15 protein-coding genes are annotated in these 14,683 nt (G+C 73.8%); 4 read left to right on the top strand and 11 right to left on the bottom strand.

Going from position 1 to position 14,683, the window contains the following annotated elements:
* Nucleotides 1-18: 18 nt before the first annotated feature.
* On the top strand, nucleotides 19-2,052 hold the full coding sequence (locus tag ACZ6S0_RS06205) for a hydantoinase/oxoprolinase family protein (RefSeq protein ID WP_465913802.1): 2,034 nt from the start codon (nucleotides 19-21) through the stop codon (nucleotides 2,050-2,052).
* On the top strand, nucleotides 2,049-3,731 hold the full coding sequence (locus ACZ6S0_RS06200) for a hydantoinase B/oxoprolinase family protein (RefSeq protein WP_465913800.1): 1,683 nt from the start codon (nucleotides 2,049-2,051) through the stop codon (nucleotides 3,729-3,731). The genes ACZ6S0_RS06205 and ACZ6S0_RS06200 overlap by 4 nt, the downstream gene beginning before the upstream one ends.
* Here the strand turns inward: ACZ6S0_RS06200 and ACZ6S0_RS06195 are convergent.
* From ACZ6S0_RS06195 to ACZ6S0_RS06155, 9 genes are all read right to left on the bottom strand, one after another.
* A complete protein-coding gene (locus tag ACZ6S0_RS06195) occupies nucleotides 3,697-4,302 on the bottom strand; it encodes a Uma2 family endonuclease (RefSeq protein WP_465913798.1) in 606 nt (201 codons plus the stop codon). The two genes, ACZ6S0_RS06200 and ACZ6S0_RS06195, sit on opposite strands and share 35 nt — an antisense overlap.
* A gap of 63 nt (nucleotides 4,303-4,365) precedes the next feature.
* On the bottom strand, nucleotides 4,366-5,007 hold the full coding sequence (locus ACZ6S0_RS06190; protein WP_465913795.1) for an adenosylcobinamide amidohydrolase: 642 nt from the start codon (nucleotides 5,005-5,007) through the stop codon (nucleotides 4,366-4,368).
* A complete protein-coding gene (locus ACZ6S0_RS06185; RefSeq protein ID WP_465913793.1) occupies nucleotides 5,004-5,777 on the bottom strand; it encodes an ABC transporter ATP-binding protein in 774 nt (257 codons plus the stop codon). Before ACZ6S0_RS06185 ends, ACZ6S0_RS06190 begins: the two co-directional genes overlap by 4 nt.
* Nucleotides 5,774-6,808 carry a FecCD family ABC transporter permease gene (locus ACZ6S0_RS06180; protein WP_465913791.1) on the bottom strand — a complete coding sequence of 345 codons (1,035 nt, stop codon included), beginning with the start codon at nucleotides 6,806-6,808 and terminating at the stop codon, nucleotides 5,774-5,776. Before ACZ6S0_RS06180 ends, ACZ6S0_RS06185 begins: the two co-directional genes overlap by 4 nt.
* Nucleotide 6,809: 1 nt before the next feature.
* Nucleotides 6,810-7,772: an ABC transporter substrate-binding protein gene (locus ACZ6S0_RS06175; RefSeq protein WP_465913789.1), complete on the bottom strand. Its 963-nt coding sequence runs from the start codon at nucleotides 7,770-7,772 to the stop codon at nucleotides 6,810-6,812.
* Between the two features lie 204 nt (nucleotides 7,773-7,976).
* Complete coding sequence (locus ACZ6S0_RS06170) at nucleotides 7,977-8,831, bottom strand: Gfo/Idh/MocA family protein (protein WP_465913787.1); 855 nt, start codon at nucleotides 8,829-8,831, stop codon at nucleotides 7,977-7,979.
* A gap of 144 nt (nucleotides 8,832-8,975) precedes the next feature.
* A complete protein-coding gene (locus ACZ6S0_RS06165; protein WP_465913785.1) occupies nucleotides 8,976-10,169 on the bottom strand; it encodes a cytochrome P450 in 1,194 nt (397 codons plus the stop codon).
* The gene (locus tag ACZ6S0_RS06160) at nucleotides 10,166-11,122 is read right to left on the bottom strand and encodes a phosphotriesterase family protein (RefSeq protein WP_465913783.1); all 957 of its coding nucleotides are present in this window, start codon (nucleotides 11,120-11,122) and stop codon (nucleotides 10,166-10,168) included. Before ACZ6S0_RS06160 ends, ACZ6S0_RS06165 begins: the two co-directional genes overlap by 4 nt.
* Nucleotides 11,107-11,868, bottom strand: a complete 762-nt coding sequence (locus ACZ6S0_RS06155; protein WP_465913781.1) for a phytanoyl-CoA dioxygenase family protein — start codon at nucleotides 11,866-11,868, stop codon at nucleotides 11,107-11,109. The genes ACZ6S0_RS06160 and ACZ6S0_RS06155 overlap by 16 nt, the downstream gene beginning before the upstream one ends.
* A gap of 90 nt (nucleotides 11,869-11,958) precedes the next feature.
* On the opposite strand from ACZ6S0_RS06155, the gene ACZ6S0_RS06150 reads away from it, so the two are divergent.
* Together ACZ6S0_RS06150 and ACZ6S0_RS06145 are read left to right on the top strand one after the other, a co-directional pair.
* A complete protein-coding gene (locus ACZ6S0_RS06150; RefSeq protein WP_465913778.1) occupies nucleotides 11,959-12,867 on the top strand; it encodes a TIGR03621 family F420-dependent LLM class oxidoreductase in 909 nt (302 codons plus the stop codon).
* A 38-nt stretch (nucleotides 12,868-12,905) separates the two neighbouring features.
* A complete protein-coding gene (locus tag ACZ6S0_RS06145) occupies nucleotides 12,906-13,487 on the top strand; it encodes a histidine phosphatase family protein (protein WP_465913776.1) in 582 nt (193 codons plus the stop codon).
* Between the two features lie 37 nt (nucleotides 13,488-13,524).
* On the opposite strand, the gene ACZ6S0_RS06140 is transcribed toward ACZ6S0_RS06145, so the two are convergent.
* Entirely contained in the window at nucleotides 13,525-13,788 is a 264-nt protein-coding gene (locus tag ACZ6S0_RS06140) for a sigma factor (protein WP_465913774.1), read from the bottom strand.
* The gene (locus tag ACZ6S0_RS06135) at nucleotides 13,788-14,669 is read right to left on the bottom strand and encodes a maleylpyruvate isomerase family mycothiol-dependent enzyme (protein WP_465913772.1); all 882 of its coding nucleotides are present in this window, start codon (nucleotides 14,667-14,669) and stop codon (nucleotides 13,788-13,790) included. Before ACZ6S0_RS06135 ends, ACZ6S0_RS06140 begins: the two co-directional genes overlap by 1 nt.
* Nucleotides 14,670-14,683 lie beyond the last annotated feature (14 nt).

Below are 14,683 nucleotides of genomic sequence, written 5' to 3'. Positions count from 1 at the left end.
GGGGGCTACCGTGCCTGGATGGGCTACGTGATCGGCGTCGATGTCGGCGGCACCTTCACCGATGTGGTCCTCCGCGGCACGTCCGGCGAGACCTGCGCGGCCAAATGCCCGAGCACCCCCGACGAGCCCATCGCGGGCATCCTGGACGGCGTTACGCGCGCGCTCGGCGACCGGGACCCGGCGCAGGTCACGCGGGTGGTGCACGCCACGACGCTGGCGACCAACGCGGTGCTCGAACGCAGGGGCGCCCGCGTCGCGTACGTCACCACGCGGGGCTTCCGCGCGACCGTCCCGCTCGGCCGCTACGCCCGGGTCGAGGAGGACCGCTACGACCTGCGCTTCACCCCGCCCCCTCCCCCGGTCTCCCCCGGCGACTGCTTCGAGGTGACGGAACGGGTGTCGGCACGCGGAGAGGTGCTGACCCCGCTGGACGAGGAGTCCGTACGCCGGGTCGCCGCCGGGATCGCGGCCCGCGGCATCGAGTCGGCGGCCGTCTGCCTCCTGCACTCCTACGCCAACCCGGCCCACGAACGGCGGGTCGCGCGGCTCCTGCGGGAGACGGTGCCGAACGTGGTGGCGTCGTCGGAGATCTGGCCGGAGATCCGCGAGTACGAGCGGGCCACGACCACGATCGTCTCCGCCTACGTCGGACCGCTGATGGCCGCGTACCTGTCGCGGCTGCGGGAGCGGCTGGCGGAGCTGGGGATCCGCGCGCCCGTCCACGTCATGGAGTCCGGCGGCGGCGTCATCTCCGCGGAGCTGGCCGCCCGGCGCGCGGTCGCCACGATCGAGTCGGGCCCGGCGGCCGGGGTGCTGGCGGCGGCGGGGGCCGGGTTCGCGGACGCGATCTCGTTCGACATGGGCGGCACCACCGCCAAGGCGTGCGTGGTGCGCGGCGGGCGGCCGGAGGTCACCCGCGAGTTCCACGTCGGGGGCAAGGGCAGCTTCGGCGGGCGGCGGGCGGGCACGGGCGTGCCCATCAAGACCCCGGCCATCGACCTGGCGGAGGTGGGCGCCGGCGGGGGCAGCGTGGCCTGGCTGGACCCGGCGGGCGCGCTGCGCGTGGGCCCGCGTTCTGCCGGGGCCGCGCCTGGGCCCGCCTGTTACGGGCTGGGCGGGTCCGAGCCGACCGTCACCGACGCGAACCTCGTGCTCGGCTACCTGTCGCCGGCCCTGTCGGCGGGGGCGGTCCCGCTGTCCCCCGCGTCGGCGGGCAAGGCCCTGGACCGGCTGGCTGAGCCGCTCGGGGTGTCGCGGGAGCGGGCCGCGTACGCGGTGCACGAGATCGTGAGCGCCGCGATGGCCTCCGCCGTGCACGTGGTGACCGTGCAACGCGGCATCGACCCGCGCGGCTTCACGCTGGTGGCGTTCGGCGGGGCGGGGCCGATGCACGCGGCGCGGGTGGCCGGGCGGTTCGGGATCGGGACGGTGGCGGTGCCCGCGTACTGCGGGGTGGCCTCGGCGCTGGGGCTGCTGTCGGGGGAGCTGTCGACCGACCGGGTGCTGTCGCGCCTGGACGCGCGGGACCCTTCGGCGATCTTCGACGCGCTTGCCGAGGAGGCGGCGGCCGACCTGGGGATCGCGCTCTCGGGGCCGGGCGTGCGGGTGTCGAGGGCGGTGGACGTCCGCTTCCACGGGCAGTCGCACGACCTGACCGTGGAGTGGACCCCCGACCGGGCGCGGCTGGAGTCGCGCTTCTTCCGCCGCTACGAGGAGGTCTACGGGATCGCGCAGCGGGGGCGGGTGGAGCTGGTGAGCTACCGCGTACGGGTGACCACCCCGGCCGGCGCCGACCCGCCCGCCCCCGCCGAGGCGGGCCCTCCCGGCGGCGGCCCGCCGGGGCCCGTCGGGGCGCGGCAGGCGTACTTCCCCGAGCGCGGCGGGTACACGGAGGTGCCCGTGCACACCAGGGACACCCTGCGCCGGGCGGGTGGCCTCGACGGCCCCGCGATCGTCGAGGACGCGGAGTCCACGATCGTCGTGCCGCCGGGCTGGGCCGCCGCCCTCGCCCCCGATCTGGCCGTGCACCTCACCAGGGGAGGGCCCGCATGACCGACCCGCTGACCGCCGAGGTGCTCAGGAACGCGCTGGTCGTGGCCGCCGAGGAGGCCGGCATCGTGGTGGTGCGCTCGGCGTACTCGACGTTCATCGTCGAGGGCTCGGACGCCTCCGCCGCGCTCCTCGACGCCGGCGGCCGGCTGATCGCCCACTCCATGGCCACCACGCTCATGAACAGCATGGCGCTCAAGGTCGCCCTCCCCGAGCTGCTGCGCGACCACCCGGCGGACACCATGCGCCCGGGCGACGTGTACGCGCTCAACGACGCCTACCGGGGCGGCGTCCACACCAACGACCTGCTCGTCTACCGGCCCGTCTTCACCGGCGGGGCCCCGGCGTACTTCACCGCCACCATGATCCACGTCTCCGACCTGGGCGGGCTGTCGGCGGGCGGCATGGCCCCGCTGGCCACGGACATCTTCCTGGAGGGCCTCCAGCTCCCCCCGGTGCGGCTGGCCACGCGCGACGGGCTCGAACCGGCCGTCGAGGCCATCCTCAGGGCGAACAGCCGTACCCCGGACAAGGTCATCGGCGACGTGCGGGCGCTCGTGGCGGGCACGGCGGTGGCCGCCACCCGGCTGGAGTCCATGATCGCCGAGTACGGCGAGCGCGGCCTGGCCGAGGGCGTCGCCGACTACCTCGACCACACCGAGGCCAGGACCCGGGCGGCGCTGGCGGAGCTGCCCAGGGGCCGGTTCGAGGCGGAGTACCCGATCGACGACGACGGGATCGAGCTGGGCCGGTCGCATCGCGTCCGCGTGGCCGTCACGCTCGGCGAGCGCGCGGTGCTCGACTTCGCCGGTACGGACCCGCAGGTCCCGGCGGCCGTCAACGCCTCCGCCTCGCAGTCGCTGGCCGCCGCCGTCTTCGCGATCCGCTGCTTCCTCGCCCCCGCCATCCCCATGAACGAGGGCTGCCTGCGCGCCATCGACGTACGCCTGCCGGAGGGCTCCCTGCTCAACGCCCGCTCCCCGTACCCGTGCGGCGGCCGGTACGTGCCCATCTACGCCGCCATGGAGGCCGTCTTCCAGGCCCTGTCGGACGCGGTGCCCGAGCGGGCCATCGCCGCCAGCGGGATCTTGCAGCCGTTCTCGATCGCGGCGGTGGGCGCGCCGTACTGGATCCACCTGTCGTACGACTTCGGCGGCGTGGGCGCGCGCCGGGGCCTCGACGGGCCGGACGCGACGGGCGTGCACTTCGGGATCGGCCGGAACTCGGTGCCGCAGGCCGAGCCGGTGGAGAGCCGCTGCCCGCTGATCGTGGAGTCGATCGAGACGATCCCCGACTCGGGCGGGCCTGGCCGCCACCGTGGCGGGCTGGGGTCGCGGACGGTGTACCGGTTCCTGGCGGACTGCCACGTCACCACCAGGGGTGACCGGCTGCGGCTGGCCCCTCCGGGGCGCGAGGGCGGTCTGCCGGGGCGGCTGGGCGGCTTCTACCGGCGGCGGCTGGACGGGACGGTGGAGCGGCTGGCGTCCAAGGTGAACAACGTGCGGTTCGCGGCCGGGGAGGCGTTCATCGTGGAGACGACGGGCGGCGGCGGCCTCGGGCCTCCGGGGGAACGGGCACGGGACGCGGTGCTGGCGGACCTCGACGCCGGGCGCGTCTCGGCGCGAGGCGCAGCCCGCGACTACGGACTCAGTAGCCGATCAGGTCGGCCGGATCGAAGCTGACCGGGTAGGGCTTCGAGATGACGGCCGTGGTGCCGGGCTTGTGTGGGACCGGCCCTCGATAGGACTCCCCCTCGAGTTCGTAGACGTAGACCGTCGGTCCCTCGTCGAGTTCGACCCGCCAGTACAAGGGAATGCCCGCTTCAGCGTAGGCCGCCACTTTGGTCGCCCGGTCGCGGGTCCTGGTGCTCGGGCTGACGACCTCCACGGCGAGCAGCACGTCGTCGGGCGCGAGCATGAGCCGCACCGACTTGGCCCGCTCTATGGGCACCACGATGAGGTCTGGAATGAAGAGGTCCTTGTCGGACGCGCGAAGGTTGACCGTCGTGAACACCCGCATCTGCGGCGGCGCAGCTCGCTGGAGAGTCGTGTGCAGCAGGTAGATCACGTCCTGGTGCCGGAGGGAAGGGGCAGGGCTCACTAGCAGGCTCCCGTTGAAGAGCTCGTAACGGTTCCCGTCGTCGGGGAACCTGAGCAGGTCGTCGACGGTGAACGGCGGCGCACCGGGGAGAACCGTGCGCCTCGTGGTCGGCTCTTCAGCAGCCGTGCCGGTCTTCGGTTCGATCGTCGCCATTGCGGTCACCCACTCAGCATCGGGAGTCACGCCTTCGCCCACATGCTACTTCCCCAAATTCCCTCACTTTAAGTGACGAGGCCGCCACGCCTCGGCTCCCCGGCGCACGGCCGTGTGGACGGCTCGCGCGATCCGGGCGCCCCACTCCGAGCGGGGTCCGCCGAACACCTCGCGCGCCCCCTCGGCGGGCGCGGCCACGCAGACCGCGTCGGACGCCGTGCCCGTGCCCGCGAACCCGGCCTCGATCATGGCCTGGGACTTCGCCTCGGTGACCGTCATCACGGTGTTCACCAGTGCCGCGTCCGTCATGGCGACCGGTACGACCACCACGATGTTGATCGTCCCGACCCGGATGGGGGCCAGCTCCGGGTCCTCGTACCCCTCCGGTACGGCCGCCCAGGTCGGCACCCGCAGCCCCACGGTGGCCACGGCCTCGACGCCCCCGTCCGCGGCGCGTACGTAGCGGTCGACGGAGGCGGCGGTCATCATCCCGACGCCGTCACCCCGCGCGGGCCCGAGCGACACCAGGTGATCGACCGGGTCCATGCGCGCGTACCCGGCCACCACCTGGGCGTTCAGCACCCACTCCCGCGCGCCGATCCCGCCGCCCAGCAGGGCCGAGGAGATCATCCGCCATCCCGGCCCGAACTCCCACAGCAGCGACCCGAGCCGGGTCCCCTCCTCCACCCGGTACGTGAGCTTCACGACCCTCCCCTGACCAGGTGCACGACCGGCCGGCCGTCGGGGCCTGGCTCGATCTTCACGTGGGCGTCGAAGTGCCGCCCGACCAGGTCCTCGGTCAGCACCTGGGCGGGCTCGCCCGACGCGGCGGCCCGCCCGCCGGCCAGCAGCAGGAGCGAGTCGGCGTAGAGCCCGGCCACGGTGAGGTCGTGCAGGGTGGTGACGACGGTGAGCCCGTCGGCCCGCCGCAGGCGGTCCACCAGCTCCAGCACCTGCTGCTGGTGGCCGAGGTCGAGCGCGGTGGTGGGCTCGTCCAGCAGCAGCACGGGGGCCTCCTGGGCGAGCGCCCTGGCCAGCACCACCCGCTGGCGCTCCCCGCCGGACAGCTCGCCGACGCGCCGCATGGCCAGCGCCGTCAGGTCCAGCCGATCCAGTACTGACTCCGTCACCGCCCGGTCGTGCCCGCTCTCGCGCCCCAGGTAGGGGATGTACGGGGTCCGTCCGAGCAGCGCGTAGTCGTAGACCGTCAGGTCGGGCGGCAGGGCGGGCGTCTGGGGCGCGTACGCGACCAGCCTGGCCCGCTCGCGCGGCTTGAGCGTGGCGGCCGGCCGGGAGTCGAGCACGACCTCCCCCCGGTGCGCGACGAGCCCCATGACGGCCTTGAGCAGCGTGGACTTGCCGGCCCCGTTGGGCCCGATGACGGCCGTCCACTCGCCGCGCCGCACCCCCAGGTCGACGCCGGTGAGCACCTCGCGCTCCCCGAGCCGCACCGACAGGCCGCGCACGCCGATCACGTGACCACCCGCCTGGTCATGCGCAGGACGGCCACGAAGAACGGCGCACCCACGAACATGGTCACCACCCCGATCGGCAGTTCGGCCGGCGCGATCACGGTACGGGCCACCAGGTCGGCCAGCACCAGGAACGCCGCCCCGCCGAACAGCGACAGCGGCAGCACGGCCCGGTAGGAGCCGCCCACCAGCCGCCGCACGACGTGCGGGACGACGATGCCCACGAACCCGATCAGCCCGCTCACCGCCACGGCCGCCGCGGTGGCCAGGGAGGCGGCCACCAGCACGGTGAAGCGCACCCGTGCCGCCCGCACCCCCAGGCCGGCGGCCTCCTCGTCGCCCACGGACAGCACGTCCAGCATGCGCCCGTGCAGCAGGAGCAGCACCGCGGAGACGGCCGCGTACGGCAGGACCAGCAGGAGCTGGTCCCACCCGCCGCCGACGTCGCCGAGGATCCACGAGTAGATGCGCTGCAGCTCCTCGACCTTGAACTGCTGGATGAACGTCTGGATCGCGGTCAGGAACGACGTGACCGCCACCCCGGCCAGCACCAGCGTGGCCGTGCCGCCCGCGCGCCCGGCCGTGTTGCCCAGCGTGTACGCCAGGAACACCCCGCCCACGGCCCCCAGGAACGCGGCCACCGGGATGCTCCCCGCCACCGACGGCAGCAGCACGATGGCCCCGGTCGCCGCCAGCCCGGCCCCCGCCGCCGCGCCCAGCAGGTACGGGTCGGCCAGCGGGTTGCGGAAGACGCCCTGGTACCCGGCCCCCGCGACGGCCAGCAGCCCGCCCACCACGGCGGCGACCAGCACCCTGGGCAGCCGCAGCTCGAACAGCAGCCCCTGCTCCACGGGCGTCAGGCCGGAGTCGACGTGCGTGAACGGCAGCCAGTCGGCCGCCTGGAGCACGACCTGCCAGGGCGAGATGTCGGCGGCCCCGTCGAGCAGCCCGGCGATCATGGAGACGGCCAGCACGCCCAGGGCGCACACCACCCACACGGGTCTGGCCCTGGACGGGCCGGCCTGGCTCACCACGTCAGCTCGCGCCCGCCTTGGCCACCGCGGCGCCGATGGTCTCGGCGAGCTGGACGACGCGCGGCCCCCACCGGGAGGCGATGTCGTCGTCCAGCTCGATCACCCGGTCGTTCTTGATGGCGGACAGGTTGCCCCACCCGGGCCGCTCGGCCAGGGTTCCCTTGTTCTGGGCGCAGCACTTGACGTCGGCCAGGAAGATCAGGTCGGGGTCGGCCTGGGCCACGAACTCGGCCGACAGCTTCGGGTAGCCGCCCGCCGGGTCGGGGGCCTTGTCGGCGATGTTGGTCAGGCCGAACAGTCCGTAGATCTGGCCGATGAACGTCTGGGACGTGGCGGCGTACGGCGTCTGGTCCAGCTCGTGGTAGTAGGTGAGCCCGCGGTCCTTGGGGGCGTCGGCGGCGAGCTTGTCCAGGGCCGTCTTCATGCCGGCGACGACCTCGTCGGCCTTGGCCGGGTTGCCGGTGGCGGCGCCCAGCTCGGAGATCTCCTCGTACGCGTCGTCCAGCTTGGTCGCGGCCGGCTGGACCAGGACGGGCACGTTGACCTTGCCCAGTTCGGCGACCACCTTGTCGAGGTCGTCGGAGACGATCACCAGGTCGGGCTCGTGGGCGACGATGGCCTCGACGTTGGGCTTGAAGCCGGACAGGTCGGTCTTGGGGGCCTCCGGCGGGAAGTTCGACCGGTCGTCCACGGCGACGACCTGAGGGCCGGCGCCGATCGCGAACAACGTCTCGGTGTGGGTGGCCGACAGCGAGACGATCCGCTCCGGCTTCTTGGCGATGGTGACCTGGCCGTTCCCGGCCTCGACGGTGACCGGGAAGCCGCCGGTGGCGGCGGGCGCCCCAGTGGTGGTGGCGGCGGGCGCGGTGGCGGGCGGGGAGGCTGTGGTGCCGGTCTGGCCGCAACCGGCCAGGACGAGCGTTCCCAGCAGCGCGCCCGCGAAGGCCGTGCGTACGGGCCTCACGAGATGTCCTTTCACACTGTTCGGAACCGAGAGACCCGCATCGGTGCGACGGATCACCCTTTTCCACGAGGGTTGATGACGTCAGCGCGGAGGCAGGCGACCTGGCTATGACAGTTGCGGGACAGCGCCGGACTCGCACCGGACTTCGCTGCGCTCTGCGCGTGAGTAAACCGAAGGCTATCAATGCGTCATGGGCCGCCCTCGTCAAGGGGCGAGTTGGGCCTCCGCCTCGGCGATGATGCGCTGGAGCCTGAGCCCGTGGGCCGCGTCGAGGGGGTGGCCGCCCTCGCGTACGGTCCTGGCGAACTCGGCCACGACCGTGCCCAGAGGGTCGTCCTCGAAGGCGGGCAGGACGGCGTTGCCGTCGCGGCCGTACACCGCGAGCGTGGCCGGGGGCAGGTCGCCGGCGGCGGCCATGCACAGCGACGCCTCGCTGACGGCACCGCCCTCGTGCTCCAGCAGCAGGCCGGTCCAGCCGAGCGGGTTGCCGTGCGCGCGTACGCCGGTCACCGGGCCGAGCGCGGCGTCGAGCAGGTCGATCACGTGCGGGCCGACGTCGAGCAGCGCGCCGCGTTCGAGCCGCCAGGGGGTGGCGAAGGGGTGGTCGCCGAGGAGGACGCCGGAGATGTTCGCGGCGTGGCCGCCGAACGGCCGGATCTCGGCGCAGCGGGCGAGGAACGCCCTGGTCTGGTCGGCGTAGCGCAGGGTCAGCACCATCTGGGACGGCACGCCGGCCGCCGCCACGGCCTCGGCCACGCGCTCGGCGTTCGCGACGGAGTCGGCGAGGGGCTTCTCCAGCAGCAGCGCCTTGCCCGCGCGGGCGGCCAGGACGGCGTACTCGGCCTGGACGGCGGGCGGAACGCAGAACGCCACGGCCTCACAGTGGTCGAACAGCTCCTCGATCCTGGCGTAGACGGGGGCGCCGAGCAGTTCCGCGCTCTCCGGCCGCCGGGCCCAGACACCGGCCAGCCGCGTGTGCGGGCCCTTGGCCAGCATCGGCCCGTGTGCCATCCGCGCCCAGGGGCCCGCCCCGACCAGCCCGACCGCCACCGGCTCCATGTGTCCTCCTCCTCGGTACGTCTCCTCGGTACGACGCTGAGGCCACCTTATGCCGGAAGAATGCCGGAAGATCCACCTAAGGTGTGGTTTGTCGCTACTCCTCCCGTCGACCTCGCGCGGGCGGCGACGCCGACCAGCGGACGCTCACCACTCGACCTCCAGCGCCGCCAGGCCCCGGCCCACGATCGACCTGCGGTACGCGACGGCCCGGCCGGGCACCAGCCGCAGCCGTGGCAGCCGCCGCCCGAGCACCTCCAGCGCGGTACGCAGTTGCAGCCGCCCGAGCGCCGCCCCGACGCAGAAGTGGATGCCGTACCCGAAGACCAGGTGCTCGGCGGCGTTCGGGCGGTCGATGACGAACCGGTCGGGGTCGGGGAAGACGCTCTCGTCGTGCCCGGCCGAGTCGGTCGACAGCAGGACGAGCGCCCCCGCCGGGATCGTCACGCCGTGCAGGGTGACGTCGGCGGTCGCGTACCTGAAGGAGCCCAGCGACGCGCCGTCGACGCGCATGCACTCCTCGGAGGCGTTCGCGACCAGCCCGGACGGCACCGGCCAGGCGTCCTCTCCGAGCAGCCGCAGGACGGTGTTGCCGAGCTGGTTGGGCACGGTGTCGTTGCCCCCGAGCAAGATGGTGGAGATCAGCTCCACGACCTCCCTGTGGGTCAGCTCGTCGCCGATGAGGGAGGTCATCAGCGAGGTGAAGTCGTCCCTGGGGTCCTTGGCGCGGGCGGCGACCAGGCGGTCCACGTAGTCGAGGTAGGCGAGGAAGCTGTCGGCCAGCTCCAGTTGCCTGCGCGGCGGCTGCGGCGACAGGAAGAGCTGGAACCAGTCCTTGACGTGCGACTGGACGAACGCCTCGTCCGCCTCCGGCACGCCGATGAAGCGGGCGGTGAGCTTGACCGAGGGCTCGTGGCCGAGGTCGGCCACGAAGTCGGCGTGCCCGCGCGGGGCGACCCGGTCGAGGAGGTCCTCGTTGAGCCGCCGGAACTCCCGCTCCAGCGCGGCCACCGCGCGCGGCGTGAACGCCCTCGACACCGACCTGCGCAGGCGGGTGTGGTCGGGCGGGTCGACGTTGGCCACGAAACTCGACAGGAACGAGCCGTGCTCCCCCAGCTTCTCCCGCGTCTCGCCGGTCAGGCTGCGCGAGATCGTCAGCGAGCCCCTGGAGGAGAAGCGCCGGGCGTCGCCGTACGCGGCCCGCACGTCGGCGTGGCGGCTCAGCACGTACGCGCCCAGGTGCTCGCTCATGAACACCGGCGCCCGCGCGCGCAGCCCGGCCAGGAACGCGTACGGGGCGGCCACGTGCCAGTCCGAGCCGACGTCGAAGTCCTCGGTCATGCGAAGATCCTCCGTGGATTGCCGACGAGCATCTGGTGGAGCTGGTCCTCGGTGACGCCCCGCCCGCGCAGCGCGGGCAGCACGTCGCGGGAGATGTGCAGGAGGTGGTAGTCGGGGTGGCGCCGCCGTACGACGTCGGCGTCGAAGCGGTCGTTGAAGCAGTACGAGTCGTGACCGAGCACCATCCGCCCCGCGTGGCCGCGCTCGCACATCTCCGCCACCACCGCCACCCGCCGCTCGAACGGGCTGATCGAGTCGATGCCGAACCGGTCCATGCCCAGGTACGAGCCGTTCGCGACCAGTTCCTCCAGGTAGGCCACGTCGGTGGAGTCGCCCGCGTGCCCGATGACCACCCGGCTCAGGTCCACGCCGAGCGAGGCGAGCAGCTTCTGCTGGTCGAGGCCGCCCCTGGAGGCGCTGTGGGAGTGGGTGGTGATGGGCGCCCCGGTCGCCAGGTGTGCCTCGGCGACCGCGCGGAACACCCGTTCGCAGCCCTTGGTCAGGCCCAGGTGGTCGGAGGCGCACTTCAGCATGGCCGCCTTGACCCCGGTGCGCCCGATGCCCTCGGTGAGGTCGCGGACGAAGAACTCGGCCAGCCGGTCCGGCCCGCCGAACAGCGACCCCGGCCCCCGGTTGGCGAAGTACGGCGGCAGCGCGTCGTAGGTGTAGAGCCCGGTGGCGGCCACGATGTTCACGGAGGTCAGCTCGGCCACCCGCTGGACGGCGGGGACGTACCGGCCCAGGCCCACCACGGTGAGGTCCACGATCGTGTCGACGCCCGCGCCCTTGAGCGCGTCGAGCTTGGTGGCCGCCTCGCGCGCCCGCCGCTCCTCGTCCCACCCTTCGGGGAGGTCCGGCCAGTTCCACAGGATCTCCGGGCTCAGCCCGAAGACGTGCTCGTGCATGAGCGTCGCCCCGAGGTCGGCCACCGGGCCCTTCACGGTCTCGGGCACGGGAACCTCTCGTGCTCGAACGGCTGGTTGACGCGCAGCCCGAGCCCGTCGGTCTGACGGTAGGGCAGGCCGGTGTAGAGGGCGTCGGCGTCGAAGTACGTGACGGCGAACGACAGGCGCGGGCGGTCGCGCCGGTTGGCGGGCGCGCCGTGCACGGTCAGGGCGTGGTGCGCGGTCGCGTCCCCCGCCTGGAGGTCGAGCGGCGGCGACAGCTCCAGCTCCTCGATCCAGGGGTGCTGGCTGAGCTGGTCGTCGCCGGGGCGGGTGAAGCTGCGGCCGAGCACCCCGTGCCGGTGCGAGCCGTCGTAGAAGCGCAGCGACCCCATGTCGGCGGGCACGTCGGCCAGGGCCAGCCAGACGGTGAGCATGGCCGAGCGGTCCATCGGCATCCAGGGAAAGTCCTGGTGGAACTCGGTGGCGCCGTGCTCTCCCGCCTCCTTGACCAGCAGGTTGGTGACCTGCACGCGGACGGCGTGGACGCCCAGCAGCCGGACGGCGGTGCGGCCCATGGCGGGGCTCGTGGCCAGCGCGCCGAACGCCTCGTCGACCGCCCCGACGTCCCTGGACTGCCCGAACGCCCGGTCGATCGGGCTGCCGCCGCCGGAGCGGGCCCGCAGGTGGCCCAGGGCCCGCTCGCGCAGCGCGGCGGCGGCGCCGGGGTCGATGAGGCGGCCCAGCAGGACCCAGCCGTGCTCGGCGAAGAACGCCGCCTCGTCGCCGGTGGCCTCGCGCGCCTGGATCTCCATGGGCCACAGTCTGGCACCTGAGCAAGCGCTTGGTAAGACCTCGACGAGTGACTACGATCTCAACCGAGCACGTGGGTCTGGAGGTGTGCCGTGCGGCGGTTCAGGTTCGGGGCGGTGGTACGCGAGGCCGAGTCAGGCCGGGCGTGGGCCGAGAAGGCCAGGCGGCTGGAGTCGGCCGGGTTCGACGTGCTCGTGGTGCCCGACCACCTCGTCGGGGCCAGGTTCGCGCCCGTCGCCGCGCTGACGGCCGCCGCCTGCGCGACCGACCGGCTGCGCGTCGGCACGCTGGTGTTCGCCAACGACTTCCGGCACCCGGCCGTGCTGGCCAAGGAGTGCGCCACGCTCGACCTGCTCTCGGGCGGGCGTCTGGAGGTCGGGATCGGGACAGGATGGCTGGCGGGCGACTACGCCGGCGCCGGGCTGGCGCTGGAGCCCCCCGGCACGCGGGTGAGCCGGTTGCGGGAGGCCCTGGCCGTGCTCAAGGGGCTCTGGGGCGAGGGCGCGTTCGGCTTCGCGGGCGAGCACTACCGGATCTCGGGCCTCGACCAGCGTCCCAAGCCCGTGCAGCGCCCGCACCCGCCGCTGGTGCTGGGCGCGGGCGGGGCGCGCATGCTGCGACTGGCAGCCGAGCAGGCCGACGTCGTCAACCTCGGGCTGCGGGTGCGGCCGGACGGGAGCGGCCCCGACGTACGCGACGGCGGGCTGAGCGCCTGGCTGGCCAAGCTGGACACCGTACGGGCGGCGGCCGGTGACCGCTATCCCCGGCTGGAGCTGGGCACCAGCGTGCTGCAGGTGGGCGAGCGGAAGGCGGAGGAGTCGTGGAGCGCGGCCGACAGCGCGGCGCTGGAGGAGACGCCGCAGGTGCTCCTCGGCACGCGGCACGACATCGCCGACAAGCTCCGCCACTGGCGGGACACCCATGATGTCTCCTATTTCGTCCTGCATCACGAACGCGACCTGGCCGCCTTCGAGCCCGTCGTCGAGGACCTGGCGACCTGACCGCGACCCGACCACGGGCGTGCCCGATGATGGGTCCCATGAACGAGATGCTGCTGCTCCGGCACGGCGAGACCGAGTGGAGCAAGGCGGGCAGGCACACCGGGCGTACCGACCTGCCCTTGACGGAGCACGGCGAAGATCAGGCCAGGGCGCTGGCGCCGCTGGTCAAGGAGCCGTTCGAGCTGGCGCTGGTGTCGCCCGCCCGGCGCGCCCGGCGTACGGCCGAGCTGGCGGGACTGACCGGCTACGAGGTGGACCCCGACCTGTGGGAGTGGGACTACGGTGGCTACGAGGGCATCACCACGCCGCAGATCCGCGAGCGGCGGCCCGGCTGGTACCTGTGGCGCGACGGCGTGATCCCCGGCGACGCCGAGCATCCCGGCGAGAGCGCCTCCGAGGTGGCGGTGCGCGCCGACCGGGTGATCGAGCGGGCGCGGCGGGCGGACGGACGGGTGGTGCTGGTGGCCCACGGGCACTTCCTGCGCGTGCTGGCGGCCCGCTGGCTGGGGCTGGCGCCGGAGGAGGGGCGGATGCTCAGGCTGGACACGGGCACGTATTCGCGGCTCGGCTTCGAGCACGCCGAGCCCGTCCTCCTGACCTGGAACGCCCCCGCGGGCTGAGCGCCTCCCCCGTGGACGGCCTCGGGAGGCGGGCCCGTCAGCCGACCTCGGCGCGCAGGGCGGACTCGTGCAGGGCCCGGCTCACCAGCCAGCCGCGCAGCGACCCCAGGCCGGGATCGTACGACTGGGGCCGCTCCCAGAGCGCGACGAACACGTTCTGGGTGATCTCCGCCGCGTGCACGTGGTTGCCGGTGACCTGCACCGCGACCCCGTACACGGACGATCCGTGCTGGTCGTAGGCGTCGACCAGGGCGTCGAGGTCGCCGGCCGTCAGCCGGGCGCACAGGTCCATGTCGCTCATCAGTCGCATCCCAGCGTCGCGGCGGCGTGGATCAGGTCGCGGGCGAGTGCGGGGTCGCCCTCGGCGGCGTACGGGAAGAAGCCGGGCGGCCACCGGCCGGCCAGCAGCCGGCAGAAGTCCACCACGTCCGCCGAGATCAGCACGCCGACGTGGTCGGAGGCCGGGGAGAGCGGGATCGTCCAGGTGCCGCCGCCGGGGCCGGTCAGCACGATGGTGGCGGAGACGTCGCGGCGCGGCCCCCTCATCGCGCGCGGCAGCAGCGCGAGCCCGAACTCGGCGATCAGGTGCGTGTACTCGGGGCGGGGCGCGGCCTTGGCGCGGTCGGTGGCGGCCCTGATGTCGTCGGCGTGCGTCCAGGTCTCGAACGTGCGCTGGATCATGGCCTGACGCAGCGGCGCGCGGGCCGGTCGCGCCCCGGCCAGCGCCACCTCCACGCCCAGCAGCACCTCGCTGCTGCCCGACACCCGCTCCAGCAGCGCCCCCGCCTGCTCGCGCCAGCGCCGGCGGACCAGTGCCCCTCTCATACCGGGCACGCCGAGGAACCCGGCCACGGTGGCGTCGTTGGCCGCCAGGTGCTCGACCAGGCCCGTGACCGTGCCGTGCCCGGCGATCGGCGCCGCCCACTGCGGCCCGCTCAGCTCGGCGAGCAGATCGTCCATGAGCGCGACCTGCTCGGCGTACGGGACCGCCACGAGCGCCACCGCGATCACGGCCGGAGGGCGGCGGCGTCGCGCCTGGGAGAGCACGGCCTCGCGCAGCGCGGGCGGGGGCTCGATCGCGGCGCCTGGCTCGTCGAGCAGCGCGATCGCCGCGCCGCAGTCGGGGCACGAGGCGACGTGATCGTCTGGGCTCCGCCCGTCGTAGAGGGATGAGTCCGTCATGGCCACCTCCGCAG

This window comes from Nonomuraea sp. NPDC051298 (assembly GCF_055586305.1).
The sequence above is the reverse complement of the archived record's forward strand: the minus strand, read 5'-3'. Positions and strand labels throughout refer to the sequence as shown.

Coding starts and splice junctions, on each gene's coding strand:
- ACZ6S0_RS06145 (WP_465913776.1), top strand. CDS start 12,906: ATGAACGAGATGCTGCTGCTCCGGCACGGCGAGACCGAGTGGAGCAAG.
- ACZ6S0_RS06205 (WP_465913802.1), top strand. CDS start 19: ATGGGCTACGTGATCGGCGTCGATGTCGGCGGCACCTTCACCGATGTG.
- ACZ6S0_RS06140 (WP_465913774.1), bottom strand. CDS start 13,788: ATGAGCGACATGGACCTGTGCGCCCGGCTGACGGCCGGCGACCTCGAC.
- ACZ6S0_RS06195 (WP_465913798.1), bottom strand. CDS start 4,302: ATGGCGACGATCGAACCGAAGACCGGCACGGCTGCTGAAGAGCCGACC.
- ACZ6S0_RS06165 (WP_465913785.1), bottom strand. CDS start 10,169: ATGACCGAGGACTTCGACGTCGGCTCGGACTGGCACGTGGCCGCCCCG.
- ACZ6S0_RS06170 (WP_465913787.1), bottom strand. CDS start 8,831: ATGGAGCCGGTGGCGGTCGGGCTGGTCGGGGCGGGCCCCTGGGCGCGG.
- ACZ6S0_RS06155 (WP_465913781.1), bottom strand. CDS start 11,868: ATGGAGATCCAGGCGCGCGAGGCCACCGGCGACGAGGCGGCGTTCTTC.
- ACZ6S0_RS06200 (WP_465913800.1), top strand. CDS start 2,049: ATGACCGACCCGCTGACCGCCGAGGTGCTCAGGAACGCGCTGGTCGTG.
- ACZ6S0_RS06135 (WP_465913772.1), bottom strand. CDS start 14,669: ATGACGGACTCATCCCTCTACGACGGGCGGAGCCCAGACGATCACGTC.